Annotated in this window: 17 protein-coding genes; 10 read left to right on the forward strand and 7 right to left on the reverse strand. The window is 59.2% G+C overall.

Annotated elements, in window-relative coordinates:
- Positions 1–181: 181 nt before the first annotated feature.
- Genes rodA through KT71_RS17915 form a run of 6 tightly spaced genes read right to left on the reverse strand, consistent with a single transcriptional unit; the run spans position 182 to position 6086 of the window.
- The gene (gene rodA, locus KT71_RS17890; RefSeq protein WP_008293923.1) at positions 182–1321 is read right to left on the reverse strand and encodes a rod shape-determining protein RodA; all 1140 of its coding nucleotides are present in this window, start codon (positions 1319–1321) and stop codon (positions 182–184) included.
- Positions 1321–3162, reverse strand: coding sequence for a penicillin-binding protein 2 (gene mrdA, locus KT71_RS17895; RefSeq protein WP_008293922.1), 1842 nt, complete (start codon positions 3160–3162; stop codon positions 1321–1323). The genes rodA and mrdA overlap by 1 nt, the downstream gene beginning before the upstream one ends.
- 27 nt (positions 3163–3189) lie before the next feature.
- Positions 3190–3660, reverse strand: a complete 471-nt coding sequence (gene rlmH / locus KT71_RS17900; protein WP_008293921.1) for a 23S rRNA (pseudouridine(1915)-N(3))-methyltransferase RlmH — start codon at positions 3658–3660, stop codon at positions 3190–3192.
- On the reverse strand, positions 3660–4034 hold the full coding sequence (gene rsfS / locus KT71_RS17905; protein WP_491844274.1) for a ribosome silencing factor: 375 nt from the start codon (positions 4032–4034) through the stop codon (positions 3660–3662). The genes rlmH and rsfS overlap by 1 nt, the downstream gene beginning before the upstream one ends.
- Positions 4035–4080: 46 nt before the next feature.
- Positions 4081–4767 (reverse strand): nicotinate-nucleotide adenylyltransferase, encoded by a 687-nt coding sequence (gene nadD / locus KT71_RS17910; RefSeq protein ID WP_238549440.1) that lies wholly within the window; start codon positions 4765–4767, stop codon positions 4081–4083.
- A complete protein-coding gene (locus KT71_RS17915) occupies positions 4764–6086 on the reverse strand; it encodes a glutamate-5-semialdehyde dehydrogenase (RefSeq protein ID WP_008293918.1) in 1323 nt (440 codons plus the stop codon). The genes nadD and KT71_RS17915 overlap by 4 nt, the downstream gene beginning before the upstream one ends.
- Before the next feature lie 144 nt (positions 6087–6230).
- Here KT71_RS17915 and KT71_RS17920 point away from each other — a divergent pair, with 144 nt between their 5' ends.
- Both KT71_RS17920 and bfr read left to right on the forward strand, forming a co-directional pair.
- Entirely contained in the window at positions 6231–6443 is a 213-nt protein-coding gene (locus KT71_RS17920) for a (2Fe-2S)-binding protein (RefSeq protein WP_008293917.1), read from the forward strand.
- A 402-nt stretch (positions 6444–6845) separates the two neighbouring features.
- Positions 6846–7331 (forward strand): bacterioferritin, encoded by a 486-nt coding sequence (gene bfr, locus KT71_RS17925; RefSeq protein WP_008293916.1) that lies wholly within the window; start codon positions 6846–6848, stop codon positions 7329–7331.
- Between the two features lie 94 nt (positions 7332–7425).
- On the opposite strand, the gene grxD is transcribed toward bfr, so the two are convergent.
- Positions 7426–7746, reverse strand: coding sequence for a Grx4 family monothiol glutaredoxin (gene grxD, locus KT71_RS17930; RefSeq protein WP_008293915.1), 321 nt, complete (start codon positions 7744–7746; stop codon positions 7426–7428).
- Between the two features lie 297 nt (positions 7747–8043).
- On the opposite strand from grxD, the gene KT71_RS17935 reads away from it, so the two are divergent.
- The 8 genes from KT71_RS17935 (at position 8044) to fadA (ending at position 20024) form a co-directional block, all read left to right on the forward strand.
- Positions 8044–9234, forward strand: coding sequence for an aspartate aminotransferase family protein (locus KT71_RS17935; RefSeq protein ID WP_023660312.1), 1191 nt, complete (start codon positions 8044–8046; stop codon positions 9232–9234).
- A gap of 1 nt (position 9235) precedes the next feature.
- Complete coding sequence (argF, locus tag KT71_RS17940) at positions 9236–10168, forward strand: ornithine carbamoyltransferase (RefSeq protein WP_008293913.1); 933 nt, start codon at positions 9236–9238, stop codon at positions 10166–10168.
- Positions 10169–10939: 771 nt separating this feature from the next.
- Complete coding sequence (locus KT71_RS17945) at positions 10940–13849, forward strand: ribonucleoside-diphosphate reductase subunit alpha (protein WP_008293912.1); 2910 nt, start codon at positions 10940–10942, stop codon at positions 13847–13849.
- Positions 13850–14005: 156 nt separating this feature from the next.
- Entirely contained in the window at positions 14006–15415 is a 1410-nt protein-coding gene (locus tag KT71_RS17950; protein WP_008293911.1) for a ribonucleotide-diphosphate reductase subunit beta, read from the forward strand.
- 100 nt (positions 15416–15515) lie between these two features.
- Positions 15516–15743 carry a hypothetical protein gene (locus KT71_RS17955; RefSeq protein WP_008293910.1) on the forward strand — a complete coding sequence of 76 codons (228 nt, stop codon included), beginning with the start codon at positions 15516–15518 and terminating at the stop codon, positions 15741–15743.
- 104 nt (positions 15744–15847) lie between these two features.
- Positions 15848–16567: a DUF6498-containing protein gene (locus KT71_RS17960; RefSeq protein ID WP_008293909.1), complete on the forward strand. Its 720-nt coding sequence runs from the start codon at positions 15848–15850 to the stop codon at positions 16565–16567.
- Between the two features lie 112 nt (positions 16568–16679).
- On the forward strand, positions 16680–18827 hold the full coding sequence (gene fadB / locus KT71_RS17965; protein WP_023660314.1) for a fatty acid oxidation complex subunit alpha FadB: 2148 nt from the start codon (positions 16680–16682) through the stop codon (positions 18825–18827).
- 21 nt (positions 18828–18848) lie between these two features.
- Positions 18849–20024: an acetyl-CoA C-acyltransferase FadA gene (fadA, locus tag KT71_RS17970; RefSeq protein ID WP_008293907.1), complete on the forward strand. Its 1176-nt coding sequence runs from the start codon at positions 18849–18851 to the stop codon at positions 20022–20024.
- The last annotated feature ends 52 nt before the right edge of the window (positions 20025–20076 follow it).

Here is a 20076-nt window from a genome sequence, read left to right on the forward strand (position 1 = left end):
AGACAGCAGCAGGCTACCGAGACATCCCGCGGCTGCGCTTCGGACTCTGTGGGACAGAATCCGGGCTGAGAGAGAGGACGAGAGCCGGAACCGGAACCGAAAAAGGCAGCGGCTCAGCGGCGAAGAAACAAGGTCAGGAATCATTCAATGCGCTCTGTTGGAAGTTCACGGTGTTCACGGTCTATTGCCCCACCACGCGCTTCTCCGTGCTCACCGCCATGAGGAGCCCGAACCCGGCCATGAGGGTGACCACGGAGGTGCCGCCGGCGCTGACCAAGGGCAGGGGTACACCCACGACGGGAAGGAGCCCCGCGACCATTCCCATATTAACAAAGATGTAGACAAAGAAAGTCAGGGTAATACTCCCGCAAAGGATCCGACCGTAGCTACTCTGGGCGTTGAGTCCGATCCAGAAGGCTCTCAGAAGAATCAGGATATACAGCCCAAGGAGCAGGAGCACTCCCTGAAGGCCGAACTCCTCGGCGAGGACGGCAATAATGAAATCGGTGTGGCTTTCGGGGAGAAAATCCAGCTGCGACTGGGTGCCCTGGGTCCAGCCCTTGCCCGACCAACCGCCGGAACCGATGGCGGTTTTGGATTGGATGATGTTCCATCCCGCGCCCAGCTTGTCGCTCTCGGGATTCAGGAGCGTGAGAATCCGCTGCTTCTGGTAGTCCTCCAGCATAAACATCCATGCGGGCCAGGCGGAGAAAATTGCCACGAGCCCTGTGCCAAAAATAAATCGCCAGCTGATACCCGCCATAAAAATGCCGAAAAGCCCCGAGGCGCCAATCAACAGGGATGTACCGAGATCAGGCTGACGGATAATCAGACCGCAGGGAATGGCGATGAGCAGAAGGCACACGGCAATGTGACGGGACGCCGGGGGCAGAACACGGGAGCCCAGATACCAGGCAATGGTCATAGGCACGGCGAGCTTCATGATTTCCGAGGGCTGGAAGCGAAAACCGCCGAGTTCCAGCCAGCGCTGAGCCCCCTTGGCTCCCACGCCGGCCACGGCCACGGCCGCCAGAAAAGCGACGCCCAGCAAATAGCCCCAGGGAGACCAGCGGGACCAGCGCACGGTATTGAACTGCGCCATGGCAAACATCACCACGTAGGCCAGGACGAAGTAGCGCCCCTGGCGCACCACCGCATCCATGCTCTGTCCCGAAGCGCTGTAGAGCACCAGCAGACCGTAGGCTGTGAGCAGCAGCAACAGCACCAGCAGTGGTGCGTCGACATGCAGCTTTGTCGCCACGCCCGGAGGACGGGTGAGAGGCCCCACGTTCTCCGGCATCTGGCGCAGATATTCAGACATCAACTGGGTTCCCGGTCCAGCCAGGCATCCACCACCGCCCGGGCAATGGGGTACGCCGCACTGCTGCCCCCGCCGTTCTCCACAATCACCGCGACGGCAATGGTGGGCGCCTCTAACGGTGCGAATGCAATGAACAGTCCGTGGTTGCGATGGCGCTCATCAATCTCGTCTTCGTCGTACACCGCATCCTGGGCAATGCCGATCACCTGGGCGGTACCGGTTTTCCCCGCCATTTCGTATTCCATGCCCCGGGCGATGGCCTTCGCCGTACCCCGACGGCCATGAACAACCTCCCGCATGCCCTCCACAACGGCATCCCAATGGGCGCCATCGGCGATGAGGGGGGCCACCATGGGCGCCTCGAGCGCATCGTCACCCAGCCACTGCACCAGTCGGGGTTCCCGATGTTCGCCGCGGGTCGCCAGCACCGATGTAGCCACCGCAAGCTGCAGGGGGGTCGTCAGCATATAGCCCTGACCAATGCCCACACTGAGGGTCTCGCCGGGATACCAGGGCTGACCGAGAGCTCCGCGCTTCCAGTCCTTGGAAGGCAGCACGCCGGGCCGCTCCGCGGTGGTGTCGATACCCGTGCGGCGGCCCAGGCCATAAAGATCCAGGTAGTTGTGGATACCGTCGACGGTAAGCCGCCGGGCAAGATCATAAAAATACACGTCGCAGGATTCCGCCAGCGCCATCTTCAGATCCACTTCCGGCGCATGTCCCGTCCCTCGAATACGCAGAATCCAGTCACGGTAGCGCCTGCGGTCGCCGGGCAGGCGATACCAGCCCGGGTCCGGCACGGTAAATTCAGGATCGATGAGACCGGCTTCGAGACCCGCCATGGCGATCATGGGCTTCACCGTCGACCCCGGCGGATACTGCCCCTGCACGGTCCGATTAAACAGGGGCACGTCCCGCGAATCCCGCAGGGCATTGTAATCGCGACTGCTGATCCCGTTGACAAAGAGATTGCTGTCAAAAGCCGGCGTGCTGACCATGGCGAGAACGCCGCCAGTAAGGGGATCGATGGCGACCACGGCGCCCCGCCGCCCCGCGAGCTGCTCGTGGGCAACGCGCTGCAGCTCGTAGTCGAGATGAAGAATCAGGTCCTCACCGGGGCTCGGATCAAAGCGCTCAAGTACCCGGAGCACCCGGCCATGGGCATTGGTCTCAACGGTCTGGTAACCCACTTCGCCATGTAGTTCGTTTTCATAGCGACGCTCGAGGCCGATTTTTCCGATGTGGAAGGTGCCGCGATAGGCCGCCTGGTCAATGCTGGCCATCTCCTGGGTGTTGATTCTCCCTACATAGCCCAGGGCATGGGCAAAGAGCTCACCGTGGGGGTAATACCGCTGGAGCTGCGCTTCCACGGTGACCCCGGGCAGACGATGGCGATTCACCGCGATATAGGCCTGTTCCACGTCGTTGAGACGAAAGCGCAGGGGCACGGGATCGTAGGGTCGTCGCTGACGCGCCCGGGTGCGGAACTTCTCGAGATCGCTGTCTTCGATGGTCACCAGCTCCCCCAGCGCAGCGAGAGTCGCCTCGAGATCCTCAACGCGCTCAAGAATCAGAGACAGGGTGTAGCTGGGTCGATTATCTGCAAGGAGCACGCCGTTGCGATCGTAGATCAGCCCGCGTTTCGGTGGCAGGGGCTGGAGCTGCACACGGTTGCGCTCGGAAGCGGTGCTATACACCTCAAACTCGTTGATCTGAAGGTTGTAATAGCGCGCCAGGAGCAGGCCGAGCAAGAGCACCACAAAACCGAGCGCCACCAGGCTGCGGGCGCCGAAAATACGCTGTTCGCGCTGGGTATCCTTGAGAACTACGCGGGAGGCCATAGGTCCATGTCAAAACTGGCGCAGGGGTCAGGCGCGATGATAGGGGTGTCCAATGGTGATTGTCCAAGCACGATAGAGTTGTTCCGCCAAAACCACTCTCACCAAGGGATGGGGCAGCGTGAGTGGGCCGAGGGACCAGCGCTGCTTTGCGGCCCCCAGGCAAGCGTCCGACAGACCATCGGGGCCGCCGATGAGCAGGCTCAGGTCCTGACCCTGCATCATCCACTGCTCCAGATGTTTGGCCAGTTCCTCCGTTGTCCAGGGTTTACCCCGGCCGTCCAGCGCAACGCAATGATCCGCGCCAGGGACGCCCTTGAGCATGGCGGCGCCCTCGCGTTCCTTCAGTTGTTCGGCGTTGGCGTTGGCGCTCCGTGCGGCGAGGGGAATCTCCCGCCACCGGAGGCTCAGCTCCCGGGGAAGACGTTTTGTGTACTCACCCACCGCTGTGTCGACCCAGCGCGGCATCTTGCCCGCTACTGAGTGCACATTGATGCGCATCAGTCGGGACCGTTGTCCGCGGTGTCGTCGGCGCTTTCGTCGCGGGAGGCAGCACCCGGAACCCAGAGTCGCTCGAGGTCATAGAAATCGCGCGTTGCCGGCTGCATCACGTGTACCACCACATCACCAAGATCCACCAGCACCCACTCACCCGCATCCTCTCCCTCGACGCCCATGGGCATATGCCCGGCGGCTTTGGACATGCGGGATACATTGTCGGCGAGGGATTTCACGTGGCGACTGGATGTGCCGCTGCAAATGATCAGGTAGTCCATCACATTGCTGAGCTCGCGCACATCGAGGGTGACGGGGTTGACGCCCTTGAGATCATCCAGCGCTTCCGTCACGAGATTCATGAGTTCCTGCGCTGACAGCGCCTCGGCATTTTCTGTCGCTTTATCTTTAGGGGTGATAGGCCCGTTACTCCTGCTTCGCGTAAAGACCGCGTTCAGCGATATATGCAAGCACGCTCTCGGGAAGGAGATAGCGCGCCGATAGCCCCGATTGTAACAGGGCGCGGATGTTTGTGGCCGAGATATCCTGAGGGCGCAGGGTCTGCGTTACTATTTTTCCCGCGGGCATGGTGTGGAGCGCATCGCTGCTGCTCCCGTGTTCCTCCAGAAGCTCGGCGACCACGCCCTCCTCGGGGAAGACCCACCCGGGCCTCGCTATAATCACCAGGTGAGCGAGATCCAGAAGCGCCTCCCAGCGGTGCCATTGGGGTAATCCCAGCAGGGCATCACAGCCCATGATTAAACAGATACCGCGCTCCCTACCCAGTTCGCCACGGAGTTCCTCAAGGCTTGCCACCGTATAGGATGGTCCATGGCGCTCCAGTTCCCGCCGGTCACAGCGAAAGCGCGGCTCCCCGGCGATGGCGCGCTCCACCATGGTCGCCCGGTCCGCGGCACTCACCTCCGGTGATGCCCGGTGCGGCGGCTCCGCCGCTGGCATAAAGCGCAACTCGCTGAGGGACAGGGCCTCCACCAGCTCAAGGGCAGACCGGAGGTGACCAAAATGAATGGGGTTGAAGGTACCGCCAAAAATCCCGATGGGAGGCTTGGCGGGCAATGCCTCATCCGAGGTCTCAGGGAGCCTTTTTATCAACTGCGGATCTGTCCATCGCCAAGCACCACGTACTTCTCCGAGGTGAGACCTTCAAGACCCACGGGCCCCCGGGCGTGCAATTTGTCCGTAGAGATTCCGATCTCCGCACCCAGACCGTATTCGAAGCCGTCGGCAAAACGGGTGGACGCATTGACGATGACCGAAGCCGAGTCCACCTCACGGAGAAAGCGCTGGGAGCGCTGATAATCGGCCGTGACAATGGCTTCCGTATGTCCCGAGCCATAGCGCTCGATATGCGCCATGGCCTCATCGATACTGTCGACCATGCGTAGAGACAGGATCGGAGCGAGGTACTCCGTGCCCCAGTCGGCCTCCGTGGCCAAAATGGCGTCGGGCAGCAGGCTCCTGCTCCGCTCACAAACGCGCAGCTCGACGCCGGCATCCCGAAAAGCCGCTGCCAGGAGCGGCAGGAGCGCCGGCGCCTCCTCCGCGTGCACCAGTAGCGTTTCCATAGTGTTGCAGGTGCCATAGCGATGGGTCTTGGCGTTGACAGCAATGGCCAGCGCCATATCCGCGTCAGCACCCGCATCGATATAGACGTGGCAGATACCGTCCAGATGCTTGATCACCGGCACCTGTGCTTCCCTGCTGATGCGCTCCACCAGGCTTTTACCGCCTCGGGGGATGACCACGTCGATGAGCCCTTCCAGCGCCAGAAGAGCCCCCACCGCGGCGCGATCCCGGGTCTGCACCAGCTGAACCGCAGCAGCATCCAGTCCCGCAGCTGCCAGGCCGTCCGCCATGGCAGACGCTATTACGGCATTGGAGTGCAGGGCTTCGGACCCGCCGCGGAGGATTGCCGCGTTGCCGGACTTGATGCACAGACTTGCCGCATCGGCAGTTACATTGGGGCGTGATTCGTAGATGATCCCTATCACGCCCAGAGGCACGCGCATCTTACCCACGCGAATACCCGAGGGGCGGGGGCTCATATCCCGAATGGCTCCCACGGGATCCGGCAATGCCGCCACCTGACGCAGACCCTCCAACATGGCGTCAATGCGCGCCTCGCTCAGCTCCAGGCGGTCAAGAAGAGCAGAATCCAGAGCGTTTTTCCGGGCCCGCTGCATGTCCAGGGCATTTGCCTCGCGAAGCTCCCGGCGACGGTCGTCCAGAAGCGCGGCGGCGCCGAGCAGCGCCTGATTGCGAGCGTCGGTTGTGGATGCGACCAGGCCCCGGGCGGCGGCCTGCGCAGCCTGAGCCATCACTCGCACCTCGACGCCTATGTCGGCGCCTGTTTCGGCACTGCTCTCGGTACTGCTCTCGGCACCTGCCCTGGCGGACGTTACGGCATTCATGACAGGAATCTCACTCAAATAGGACGGCAAATTATACCCGAGGCCGGGGAGCCAGATTTCCCCTCAAATACTATTGACAACTATTCTCATTTGAAATACGTTAACAACTGACGTCGATTTAACAGCAGGAGAGGACGGAGCCGTATGTACGTTTGCATCTGCAACGGTATCACCGACAAACAGATTCGCGCCGCCGCAGCCGGCGGGGCAACCACGCTCCAGGCCCTGCGAGACGAGCTCGGCGTAGCCAGCCAGTGCGGCGGCTGCACCGATCACGCCCTGAGCCTCCTGCAAGACAATCCGACACTTCCACAGGTAGGTGAGGGACTGTTCTATTCTGCGGCTTCACCGGCCTAGGACGTCTCAGATCTCATATCTGCAATGGTCCTGAAGATTAAGTTACCGTCATCCAGCATCTGAATACCGGCAGAACTATTCCGAGGGTTCCGGAACCATCGTCTCCGGCGGTCATTCCCAAGCATCGACATTCCTGGGCGGGACAACGCAAAAACCGGCCCTCTCAAAGCTCTATCACCTTACCCGCCACCCAAAGGCCCGAAACCCGGGTGCCTCCTTCGACCCGGTGAATTCGGAATGCTAGTCATTTGTGTTAGCGACAATTCATCTGGCTCCCCTGACCCGCAACCGGCTACACTTCCCACCATGAGAAACCTAAAGAGTTTCACGACGATTTTCCGATACAACTTTTAAGATCAACGCAGAATTTATGCAAAAACACTACCGAAGGAGCTCCGCACAGTGAAAGGCGATCCAACAGTCATCGAACATCTCAACCGAATTCTCGGCAATGAGCTGGTCGCGATTAATCAGTACTTTCTTCACGCCCGCATGTACAAGGACTGGGGGCTCGTAGAGCTCGCCGATCACGAATACCACGAGTCCATCGACGAAATGAAACACGCTGACCAGCTGGTGGAGCGCATTTTGTTTCTCGAAGGTTTGCCGAATCTACAGGACCTCGGCAAGCTGATGATTGGCGAGAACGCCAAGGAAATGATGGAGTGCGATCTCAAGCTTGAGCACATCGCACACAAGGACCTGAAGGATGCCGCGGCCTACTGCGAAAGCGTCGGTGATTATGTATCCCGGGATCTGGTAGTCAGCATTTTGAATGCCGAAGAAGAGCACGTTGATTGGCTGGAAACCCAACTCAGCCTGATGGACAAGGTGGGTATGCAGAATTACCTGCAGACGGCCATGAGTACGGTCAAACCCGTCGCCTGACAGTTAGAACGTTTCGTATACAGAGAAAACCAAATAGACAGAACCAGATAGAGAAAGCCGCAGGGCATTCATGCCCCGCGGTTTTTTTATGCCCTCAGGCAGCTTCCGAGGCCTCGCGTACCAGCGGCTCGAGCTCGCCTTTTTCGTGCATTTCGGTAACGATGTCACAACCGCCAATCAGTTCGCCCTTGACCCACAGCTGGGGAAACGTGGGCCAGTTGGCGTAGGTCGGCAGATTCGCTCGAATCTCCGGATTACTGAGAATATCCACGTAGGCAAAGCGCTGACCGCAGGCCATGAGCGCCTGCACCACGCGCGCCGAAAATCCGCACTGGGGCTGATTGGGTGATCCCTTCATATATAGCAGCACCTGATTCTGCTCTACCTGTTCCTTGATCTGATCCATGATATCCATGTGATGAGTCCTTTGAATCTATGAATGTCCGACTATTTTACTCGCTATTGTGGGCGCTGTGCCACGCAGAGCCCGGAAGGGAAAATTGTCAGACTCCCGGGGAATAGTTATAGTTTTGTCGAGGCAGCCGAGGCGCTGCCTTTTTAATTTCAGGGATTTACTTTGCCGTTGGCTTATCAGCGCCGCCAGTCGCCGGTGTAGCCAACGGTTTTTGCCAAAGTAGCCATCAAGGCTGTGGAGTGTTGCGGCCCCCTGATCCCGGAAGCTACAAGCACAGTCAACCATCGGAAATCTGCCATGTCGGCTTTGATGAGTACCTATTCCCCTCTCCCCGTGAGTTTTACCCACGGCCGAGGCGCCGAACTCTTCGATGCTCAAGGCCGGGCCTTTCTGGATGGGCTCTCGGGTATTGCCGTCACGAATCTGGGACACGGTCACCCGCGGGTAACGGCGGCGGTCAGCGAGCAGGCCGCGGCACTTCTCCATTGCTCCAATATTTATCACATCGACCTCCAGGAGCAGGTGGGCGAAACGCTCACACGCCGCGCGGCCATGGAAACGGTGTTTTTCAGCAACTCCGGCGCCGAGGCTAACGAGGCGGCTATCAAACTGGCCCGCCTCCACGGACATCAAAAAGGCATCGAGAGGCCGCAGGTGGTCGTTCTGGAAGGTGCCTTTCACGGGCGCACGATGGCGGCGCTGTCGGCGACGGGCAATCGGAAGATTCAGGCAGGATTTGGCCCCCTCCTCAGCGGCTTTCTGCGCGCGCCCCGCAACGACCTGAGGGCGCTGGAGGCGCTTTCTCAGGGCCATGACGATATCGCGGCCGTGATGCTCGAGCCGGTGCAGGGAGAAAGCGGCATCCATCCCCTGGACCTGGATTATCTCAAGGCTGTCGCCAGCCTGTGCGCGAAGAACGGGTATCTGCTGATCTTTGATGAAGTGCAGTCAGGTAATGGCCGTACGGGCAGTTACTTTTACTACCAGCAGATCGGCATTGCCCCGGATGTTGTTACCACGGCCAAAGCCCTGGGCAACGGCGTGCCCATCGGCGCCTGCCTCGCCCGGGGTGACGCCGCACACACCTTTGCACCCGGGCACCACGGCTCGACCTACGGTGGCAATCCCCTGGCCTGTGCCGCGGCGGGCGCAGTACTGGAAACCCTGGCCGAGGATCAGCTTCAGGAGCGGGCAGAGCCCCTGGGCCGAATCATCCAGGAGAGCTTCACCGCGGCCCTGAAACATAAGGACGCGGTAGCGGATTATCGCCGGGCCGGTCTGATGATTGGCATTGAGTTAAAGCAAGACTGCGCAGAACTGGTGAGACTGGCACTGGACGCCGGCCTACTGATCAACGTCACGGCGGCACGCACCATCAGACTTCTGCCGCCCCTGGTGATGAGTGACGCCCAGGGCCGTCAGCTGGGGGAGACCCTCGCCGCGGTTGTGGATCGATGGCTGGATCAAAACCCCGTGGAGACAATGTAACGTGAGCAAGCAACACTTCCTGACCCTTCTCGATTTTAGTCCCGAGGAACTGGATGCGCTGATTGATCGCGCCATCGCGCTAAAGGCGGCGCACCGTGCCGGGAAGCCCTCTCCCCAATTTCCGGGCAGCGTCATGGCAATGATTTTCGCCAAGTCCTCCACCCGCACCCGGGTGTCTTTCGAGGCGGGGATGGCCCAGATGGGCGGCCATGCCATGTTCCTGTCTCCCGGCGATACCCAGCTGGGGCGCGGAGAGCCCATCGAAGACAGCGCCCGGGTCATTTCCTCCATGGTGGACATTGTGATGATCCGGACCTTTGGCCACGATATCGTCGAGCGCTTTGCAGAGAATTCCAGTGTCCCGGTGATTAACGCGCTCACCGATGACTACCACCCCTGCCAGTTGCTCGCCGATATGCAGACCTATCGTGAGCACCGCGGCGCCATTCGGGGCAAAACCGTGTGTTGGCTGGGCGATGGCAACAACATGTGCCACTCCTACATCAACGCCGCCCGGCAGTTCGATTTTCACTTGCGCATTGCCTGTCCCGAAGGCTTTGAGCCCGACGCGCAGCTCCTGCGGGATAACAGCGATCGGGTGGCGCTGTATCACGATGCGGGCAGTGCCGTAGACGGCGCCTCGCTGCTGGTCACCGATGTGTGGGCCTCCATGGGGCAGGAAGAGGAGCAGGCCCGGCGCGCAGCGGCCATGGCCCCCTTCCAACTGAACGCGGCACTCCTGGCTGCGGCGGCGCCCGATGCCCTCTACCTCCATTGCCTGCCCGCCCACCGCGGAGAAGAAATCAGTGCCGAACTCATGGACGCCGGCGATACGGTGATCTGGGAGGAAGCGGAGAATCGACTCCATGCGCAGAAAGCCCTGGTAGAGAAGCTCCTTGAGGGCGCTCAAGGGCAGCCGCAGAGCACTAAATAACCAGCCCGCATAGCGGGTCAACGGCTTAGAAGAAATCGGTCCATAAGATCCACCGGGACCTCAAGGACAACAAAAAAGCCAGGGTTTCGAGTTTAGCGGGTCTCTGAGGTTAGTAAGTACAGACATCAGGCGCCACACACACCTTATCCACAGGATAAACTCAAACTAATGCGCTTGCTTTCCCCCCGAGACCGCTTTATCTTGTAGTCGTTCAGTTAAAAAAACCCAATATCTAGCGTTTCAGGTAACGCCCGGGTAGCACGGTGTGGCGCACTATGATGGCATCCAGAGCGAAATGAGTGGAGCGAGCATGAGGCCCTCCGCGCCAGTGCACGCAGCGTCGCTCGTTGTGGCAAGAATCAGTTCGGCACCCCTAATTTCGGCATCACTAATAATGAAGAAAAGGGGCGAAACGGCGCCGAAAAACCTAAACCGTGATCCTAAAAGTTTTGATTGTGACAGATTGAGTGTTGCTATTCAGGTAGTCCCGGGCAACGCGATGGGGAGCCCTTTCTCCAGGCAAACGCTGATATAGGCGTTAAAGACGCTAATTGTCCCGAAAAGTCGACAAAAGACCGAAAAGAGACGAGAAAAGGCACCGAAAAACAGAGAAATACAAAAAAAGAAAGTTAAGACAAAAGTTAAGACAATCGAGACGTGTAGTGAATAGTAGTGAGTAGTAGCTCGCAGCAGCGAGTAGCAACAAGCCAATACCAATAAGCGTTAACCAAGCAGCGTTAACCGCGTACACAGGAGTGAACACCAGTGACCATGCAAACCAGCCAGGGCGGGGAAGCGTCTCTCACAGAGAGCGCAACAGAAAACACTACGGCACAAAGAGCAGCCAATCTAACGCAAGCGCCCGGCGCGAGCGCTGCAGAGGTGAGCGCCACGGCCCCCGGCCAGCTGCGTGTCATCAAACGTAACGGCACCGTCGTACCGTTTGAAGCGAGCAAGATTTCCGTTGCCATCACCAAGGCCTTCCTCGCTGTCGAGGGCGGCACCGCCGCGGCATCCAGTCGCATTCATGAGACCGTAGCCAAGCTCACGGAAATGGTCACCGCGACCTTCAAACGTCGCATGCCCTCCGGCGGCACCATTCACATTGAGGACGTGCAAGACCAGGTAGAACTCTCTCTCATGCGCGCCGGCGAGCACAAGATCGCCCGGGACTACGTTATTTACCGGGAGCAGCAAGCCAGCAAGCGAGCGGCCCGTCAGTCACTGTCCGCCGAAACTCAGGAAGCAGCCGACCGCATCAACGTTGTCCAGCTCGATGGCAGCAAGGCGCCGTTGGATCTTGAGCGCCTGCATATCATTGTCAGCGAGGCCTGCGCGGGACTGGATGACGTATCAGAAACGCGAATTCTCGATGAGGCCCTGCGCAATCTCTATGACGGCGTGAGCATGCAGGAGTTGTCCACATCACTGGTGATCACGGCGCGCACCCTTATCGAGCAGGAACCGAACTACACCTACGCATCGGCCCGTCTGCTGTGCGACAACCTGCGCACGGAGGCCCTGTCCTTCCTCGGCGTGGCGGACAGCGCCACCCAGGGGGACATGGACCGACTGTACGCGAAGGCCCTGCCTGCCTACATCGCCCGCGGCGTCGAGCTCGAGCTTCTCGATCCCACGCTGGCAGAGTACGACCTTGAGCGCATGGGCAAGGCCATCCTGCCCGAGCGGGACCTGCAGTTCACCTATCTGGGGCTGCAGACCCTGTACGATCGCTACTTTATCCACAGCGACGAGGTGCGTTTTGAGCTGCCGCAGATCTTCTTCATGCGCGTTGCCATGGGTCTCGCCGTAGAGGAAACCGATCGCGAGGCTCGCGCCATCGAGTTTTATCGACTGCTTTCATCTTTTGATTACATGAGCTCAACGCCGACGTTGTTTAATGCCGGCACCCTGCGTCCCCAGCTCTCGTCCTGCTACCTGACCACCGTGCCCGATGATCTCCATGGCATCTACGGCGCCATTCAGGACAACGCCATGCTGTCCAAATTTGCTGGCGGTCTGGGTAACGACTGGACACCCGTACGCGCCCTGGGCTCTTACATCAAGGGCACCAACGGCAAGTCTCAGGGTGTTGTTCCCTTCCTGAAAGTTGTCAACGACACGGCGGTAGCCGTCAACCAGGGTGGCAAGCGCAAGGGCGCAGTCTGCTCCTACCTCGAAACCTGGCACATGGATATCGAGGAGTTTGTGGAGCTGCGCAAAAACACGGGCGACGACCGACGCCGCACCCACGATATGAACACCGCCAACTGGATTCCCGATCTGTTTATGAAGCGGGTGTTCGACGACGGTGACTGGACACTGTTCTCCCCCAATGACGTTCCGGATCTTCACGATCTTTACGGCAAGGCCTTCGAGGAGCGCTACTGCGCCTATGAGGCCATGGCCGCCACGGGCGAGCTCAAGTACTCTAAAACGGTGAAGGCCCAGAACCTGTGGCGCAAGATGCTGGGCATGCTGTTCGAAACAGGGCATCCGTGGATGACCTTCAAGGATCCCTGCAACCTTCGTAGCCCCCAGCAACACGCCGGCGTAGTGCACTCTTCGAACCTGTGCACGGAGATCACCCTGAACACCAGTGCCGACGAGATTGCCGTGTGTAACCTCGGATCTATCAATTTGCCGCAGCATGTTGACGAGAACGGCCTGAACCTCGAGAAACTCGCAGAGACGGTCCGCACTGCCGTGCGTATGCTCGATAACGTCATCGACATCAACTACTACTCCGTCGATACAGCGCGAAACTCCAACTTCCGACATCGCCCTGTGGGTCTCGGGCTTATGGGCTTTCAGGACGCACTGTATAAGCAGCACATAGCCTATGGCTCGGAAGACGCCGTGACCTTTGCGGATCGCTCCATGGAAGCGATCAGCTACTACGCCATTGATGCCTCCAGCAAGCTTGCAGAAGAGCGCGGTGCCTACGAGAGCTATGAGGGTTCCCTCTGGAGCCAGGGCATTTTGCCCATCGACTCCCTGGGCAAGCTTGTTGAAGAACGTGGCAGCGACTACATCAAGGTGGATGATTCCATGACCATGGACTGGACAAGCCTGCGCGAGGCGGTCAAAGCACGGGGCATGCGCAACTCCAACGTCATGGCCATTGCACCGACCGCGACCATTGCCAACATCACCGGTGTCTCTCAGTCCATTGAGCCCACCTACCAGAACCTCTACGTGAAATCGAACCTGTCCGGAGAGTTCACCGTCGTTAACCCCTATCTGGTCAATGACCTGAAGGTCCGCGGTTTGTGGGACAGCGTGATGGTCAACGACCTCAAGTACTACGACGGCAGTGTGCAGGCCATTGAGCGTATCCCCGCGGATCTACGAGCCATCTACTCCAATGCCTTTGAAGTAGAGCCCCGGTGGATTGTGGAGTGCGCAAGCCGTCGCCAGAAGTGGATTGATCAGGCCCAGTCCCTGAACCTGTATATCAACAATGCGAGCGGTAAAAAGCTGGACATTACCTATCGCATGGCGTGGTACAGCGGCCTTAAGACGACATACTACCTGCGCTCGCTCGCAGCGACCGGCACGGAGAAGTCCACCATCGACACGGGCCAGCTGAACGCCGTGTCATCGGAGTCAGCCCCGGCGCCAGCACCGGTGCCCATGGCCTGCTCCCTGGATGATCCCGACTGCGAAGCCTGCCAGTAGACCGTAAGGGTAAGGCGTAAAGGGATGTTCGCCCCGGGCGGCATCCCTAAACAAACAGAAAGACCGTGGTCGCTGTGGGGGCGACTAAAAAGACGGTTTCATACCTGTAGATAGCCACAAGAGGTTATCGATGAAGACAATTAGGGAGTGATAAGCATGTTGAATTGGGATGATTACCACGCAGAAGACGGCGGCAACACCGCGGCAGCAGAACCGGCGGCCATGACTGGCGCTGCTGCTGCAGAAGCTGCCGCTGCGAACCTTGCGGAGATCACAGCCGCCGAAGCGGCCGAAGCGACCACCGCCAAGGTAAGTAAAGCAGCGGAAGTCGTTGCAGATGTGGCAGCAGAGGTGGCTGGGGAGCAACCCGCCATGACAAGCGCACCAAGCGCGACGGCGACTGCTCCCGTTGCAACAGCTGTGAGTGCAGAAACGGGCACCAGCGACACGGAATTGCCGCCGGAAGCCAGGGCCAATATCGATGCTGCAGCAGAAAGCCTTAAAAGCCTTGATGTCGCACCGGGCCTTGAAGAGCTCGAAATGGGCGCGTCTCGCGTTTCCATTGATGAGAAAGCGATGATCAACTGCCGCGCGGACCTCAACCAGCTCGTGCCCTTCAAGTACGACTGGGCGTGGCAGAAGTACATCGACGGCTGTGCAAACCACTGGATGCCTCAGGAAGTCAACATGACTGCTGACGTAGCCACCTGGAAAAACCCTGAAGGCCTCACGGACGACGAGCGTCGCATAGTACTGCGCAGCCTGGGTTACTTCTCAACGGCCGACTCCCTGGTAGCCAATAACCTGGTGCTGGCGGTTTACCGTCTCATCACCAACCCCGAATGTCGCCAATACCTGCTGCGACAGGCCTTCGAAGAAGCCATCCACACCCACGCCTACCAGTACTGCATCGAGTCTCTGGGCATGGATGAGGGCGAGGTCTTCAACATGTATCGCGAAGTACCCTCGGTAGCCAAGAAAGCCGCGTGGAGCATCAGCCACACCCACGAGCTGTCCGATCCCAACTTCCGCACAGGTACTCTGGAATCTGACCAGACGCTGCTTCGCAATCTCATCGGCTTCTACGCGGTTACAGAGGGCATCTTCTTCTACTGTGGATTTACCCAGATCCTGTCCATGGGCCGTCGCAACAAAATGACCGGCGTGGCGGAGCAGTTCCAGTACATTCTCCGTGATGAGTCCATGCACCTGAACTTCGGTATCGATGTCATCAATCAGATCAAGCTGGAGAACCCGCAGCTGTGGACTGAAGAGTTCAAGCAGGAAGCGATTCAGATGATTCTGGAAGGTACCCAGCTTGAGATTGAATATGCCCGGGACACCATGCCCCGCGGCGTGCTGGGAATGAACGCGGCCATGATGGAAGAGTATCTCCAGTTCATCGCCAATCGTCGCCTGTCGCAGATCGGCTTACCCGAGCAGTTCCCGGGCGTGCAAAACCCCTTCCCGTGGATGAGCGAGATCATGGATCTTCGCAAGGAGAAGAACTTCTTCGAGACCCGCGTTATCGAGTATCAGACCGGTGGCGCCCTCTCCTGGGATTAAGCCCTGAAATCAGTGTCAGGCACGCAGTACCCCCTGGGCTGCCGGCGATCATCGCCGGTAGCCTTTTCATTCCTTCCAGCAGTTTACTGCGAGGTATGACATGAACGACGACAAGCACGATCTGGAGCTCGCCCAGGAAAAGGAACAGGACCAGGACCAGGAACAAAACGACAGCGAAACCATTCTCATGGCGCTGGATCAGATCAGCCAGACCATCGATGTCATGACCAGCGTTGTGGGACGTCTGAGACATTTTGTACAGGAGCAGGAAACCACCGAGGACATGGAGCTGCGCGACGCCATGCGTCCGGGTCGTACGCTACATTAGGCTGCGGCGTCGGGAGCGATGACGATATAGCAGACGATAGCTCAACCATAGATCGTTAGCAGAGTATTCCCAGAGCATAAAAGCGGGTCGGATTCGCAGGACACATGGCTAGCAAAGACGCCCCCGGCACCCGCCCCCTCACCTCCTCACCCGCCACCGCGCCTGTAAATGTGTATGGGGGTCGACGCCGGCAGCTGAGCCTCACCTTGCTGGTCGGCGCCAATCTGCTCCCCCTGCTGGGCGTGCTGTTGTTTGACTGGGATGTGGGTGCCCTGATTATCCTCTACTGGTCTGAAAACCTGGTGTTAGGCTTCTACAACATCCTCAAGATGGCCTCCGTCGGTGGCCTGAGCGCCATGTTCCCCTCCCTGTTCTTTATGATCCATTACGGCGGGTTCTGCGCGGTACACGGCTTCTTTATCCTGAGCATTCTCTTTGACGTGCCAACGTCCTTTGGCGACGACCCGCCCTGGCCCCTGTTTCTGGTTTTCCTACAGCTACTTTTTGATGTGGTGGCGCAGGTATTTGCTCTTGCGCCCCGGGAATGGATCATCGCCTTCGTCGGACTACTTATCAGCCATGGCTACTCTTTTGTGAGCAACTTCCTCATGGCGGGGGAGCGCGATTCCGCCACAGTCAATGGCCTGATGGCCGCACCTTACCGGCGCATCGTAATCTTGCATGTAGCGATCATCGCCGGCGGTTTTGCCGTGATGTCTCTGGGGCAACCGCTGGTTCTGCTGGTCATTCTGGTGGGGATGAAGACGATCATGGATGTTGCCCTGCACCTTCGGGAGCATAAACAGGCTACGACGCATCGCTAGGACATAGTTATGACGCTCAACGTTCAGGACGTGGCTGTGGCTCACGGGCCATATTGACAGTGAACACATGCAGGAGGATCATGCGCAGCCTAACATCCGGGGGATAATAGCCATGATCTATCAGAGCGATGCAATCACGCTCCAGCGTCACGACAATGACGTCCTTGAAATGCGATTTGACCTGCAGGGCGAATCGGTCAACAAATTCAACCAACTCACCGTTCAGTGCCTCAGCGAGGCCCTCGACGCCATCGATCAGGAATCCGATGTGCGCGGTCTGTTGGTCACCAGCGGCAAGAGCGTGTTCATTGTCGGTGCGGATATTACCGAATTCACCAAGATGTTCGACGCCACGGTAGAAGAGATTCAAGCCTTCTCCAGCGGCCAGAACGTCAATTTCAACCGACTCCAGAACCTGCCGTTCCCCACCGTTGCCGTGATCAATGGCTTCGCCATGGGTGGCGGTCTGGAAATCTGTCTGGCCTGCGACCTTCGCGTGATGAGCACCGCCGCCAAGGTCGGTCTACCGGAAACCAAGCTGGGCATTCTCCCGGGCTGGGGTGGCACCGTACGCCTGCCCCGTATCATCGGCGTTGACGAAGCCGTGATGTGGATGGCCACGGGCCAGGAGAAAAAAGCAGAGGACGCCCTCAAAGCCGGCGCTGTGGATGCTGTCGCGGCACCCGAGCAGCTGCAAGAGGTGGCCATGAGCACCCTTGAGTCCGCCATGGCGGGCAAGCTGAATATCGACGCTCGTCGCAGCGCCAAGAGCTCCCCTCTGCCCCTGAATGACACCGAAGCCATGATGGCCTTCTTTACCATCAAGTCCATGGTGGCCCAGCAGGCGGGCAAGAACTATCCCGCTCCCATCAAGGTCGTGGAGGTCATCGAAGCCGCCCGCGGTATGGGTCTCGAAGACGCGCTCAAGGTGGAAGGCGCCGGCTTTGCCGAGCTTGCCAAGACCGACGTGGCCGCCGCCATGGTGGGCCTGTTCCTCAACGATCAGGCACTGGCCAAAACGGCAAAGAGCTGGGAAAAGAAAGCGGACAAAAAAATCGCACGGGCTGCGGTACTGGGCGCGGGCATCATGGGCGGCGGTATCGCCTACCAGAGCTCTCTCAAGGGTGTCCCCATCAAGATGAAGGACATCGCTCAGGAAGGTCTGGATCTTGGTTTGTCCGAAGCCAACAAGCTCCTGTCGAAGCGCGTATCCCGGGGCCGCATGACGGCAGACAAGATGGGCGAGGTACTCAACAACATTGATCCCACCTTGACCTACGAAGGTTTTGACAGCGTGGACATCGTGGTGGAGGCCGTTGTGGAGAACCCCAAGGTCAAGCACGCCGTACTCGCAGAAACAGAAAAGCACATCAGCCCCGATGCGGTGCTGGCATCGAACACCTCTACCATCTCTATCGACTTCCTGGCGGAGGCCCTGGAGCGTCCCGAGAACTTTTGTGGCATGCACTTCTTTAACCCCGTACACGCCATGCCCCTGGTAGAGGTGATTCGCGGCGCGAAAACCTCGGATACCGCCATCGCGCGCACCGTGGCCTACGCCAATCGTATGGGCAAGAAGGCCGTCGTGGTCAACGACTGTCCGGGATTCCTGGTCAACCGCGTGCTCTTCCCCTACTTCGATGGTTTCTCAAAGCTGGTCCGCGACGGCGCGGATTTTCAGGCGGTCGACAAAGTCATGGAGCGCTGGGGCTGGCCCATGGGGCCTGCCTATCTGTCGGACGTGGTGGGCATCGATACCGGCGTTCACGCCGCCGGCGTGATGGCCGAGGGCTTCCCCGATCGCATGAAGATGGACTTCAAAACAGCCACGGAAACCATGTACGAAAACGATCGTCTTGGCCAGAAGAACGGCAAGGGCTTTTACGAGTACGTCATGGACAAGCGGGGCAAACCCAAGAAGACCGTCTCCCAGGAGACCTACGACTTAATTGCTCCGATTACCGCTGAGCGCAAAGAGTTTGATCGCGAAGAGATCATCGCACGCATGATGCTGCCCATGTGCACCGAGCTTGCGCGCTGTGTCGAAGAAGGCATCGTAGGCTCCGCCGCCGAAGCCGATCTTGCCCTCCTTTACGGCATTGGCTTTCCGCCCTTCCGCGGCGGTGTGTTCCGCTGGATGGACGCCGTCGGTCTTGCCCACATAGCCGAACAATCCGAGAAATTTGCCCACCTTGGCAAAGCCTATGAACTGACCGACGGTATGCGCGCCAAACTCGCCGCCGGCGAGACTTACTACTAAGCGCAACAGGGAGATTTTGAGATGAGTGTTAATCCAAGAGACGCGGTCATCGTCGACTACGCCCGCAGCGCCATGGGTCGGTCCAAGAATGGCTGTTTTCGTAACGTCCGCGCCGACGATCTGTCCGTCGCGGTTATCAAGGGCCTGTTGGCCCGCAATGAAAAACTGGACCCCGCTGAGATCGATGATCTGATCTGGGGTTGCGTGCTACAGCGTGGCGAGCAGGGCATGAACCTCGCTCGATTGTTGGTGCTGGGCGCGCAGTTGCCCTTCACCATTCCCGCGCAAACGGTCAACCGCCTTTGCGGCTCCTCCATGTCGGCGCTGCACACCGCGGCGGCCAGCATCATGGCGGGTCTCGGTGACGTCTACCTCGTGGGCGGCGTCGAGCACCTGGGTCATCTGCCCATGATGGATGATGTGGACATCAACCCGCGTATGGGCCTGAACGTTGCCAAAGCTGCAGGCATGATGGGTATGACCGCTGAATACCTTGCTCTGCTTCACGGCGTCAGTCGGGAAGACCAGGACAAGATGGGCGTTCGCTCTCATCAACTGGCCCATGCAGCCACGGAAGCCGGTAAGTTCGCGCGCGAAATCATTCCTGTAGAGGGCCACGATGAAAACGGTGCCCTCATCGCCGTGGAGCAGGACGAGACGATCCGTCCGGAAACCTCCATGGAGAGTCTGGCGCAGCTACCCCCGGCGTTTAACCCCCAGGGCGGTACGGTCACTGCGGGGCAGTCCTCACAAATCTCGGATGGCGCCTCGGCCATGCTGGTAATGTCCTACGAGAAGGCCCAGGCCCTGGGACTCACCCCGATCGCCAAGATCAATGCCATGACCACCGCGGGTGTCGATCCCTCCATCATGGGTTACGGTCCTGTACCGTCCACGCAAAAAGCGCTGAAGAAGCTCGGCTTAACCATGGGCGACATCGACATGGTCGAACTGAACGAAGCCTTTGCTGCCCAGGCACTCCCCGTGCTTAAAGATCTGGAGCTTCTGGATCACATGGACGACAAGGTCAACGTCCACGGTGGCGCCATCGCCCTCGGGCACCCCTTCGGTTGCTCCGGCACGCGGATCACCGGCTCCCTTCTGACGGTGATGCAGGATCGTGATCAAACGCTGGGGATCTCCACCATGTGTATCGGTCTGGGTCAGGGCATCACCACGGTTATCGAGCGTATCTAGCCCACCGCCGGACCTGCGAATACCTGCAATACCTTTGATACCTTCAGCGGCC

This window comes from Congregibacter litoralis KT71, from assembly GCF_000153125.2.
Classification (GTDB): Bacteria; Pseudomonadota; Gammaproteobacteria; order Pseudomonadales; family Halieaceae; genus Congregibacter; species Congregibacter litoralis.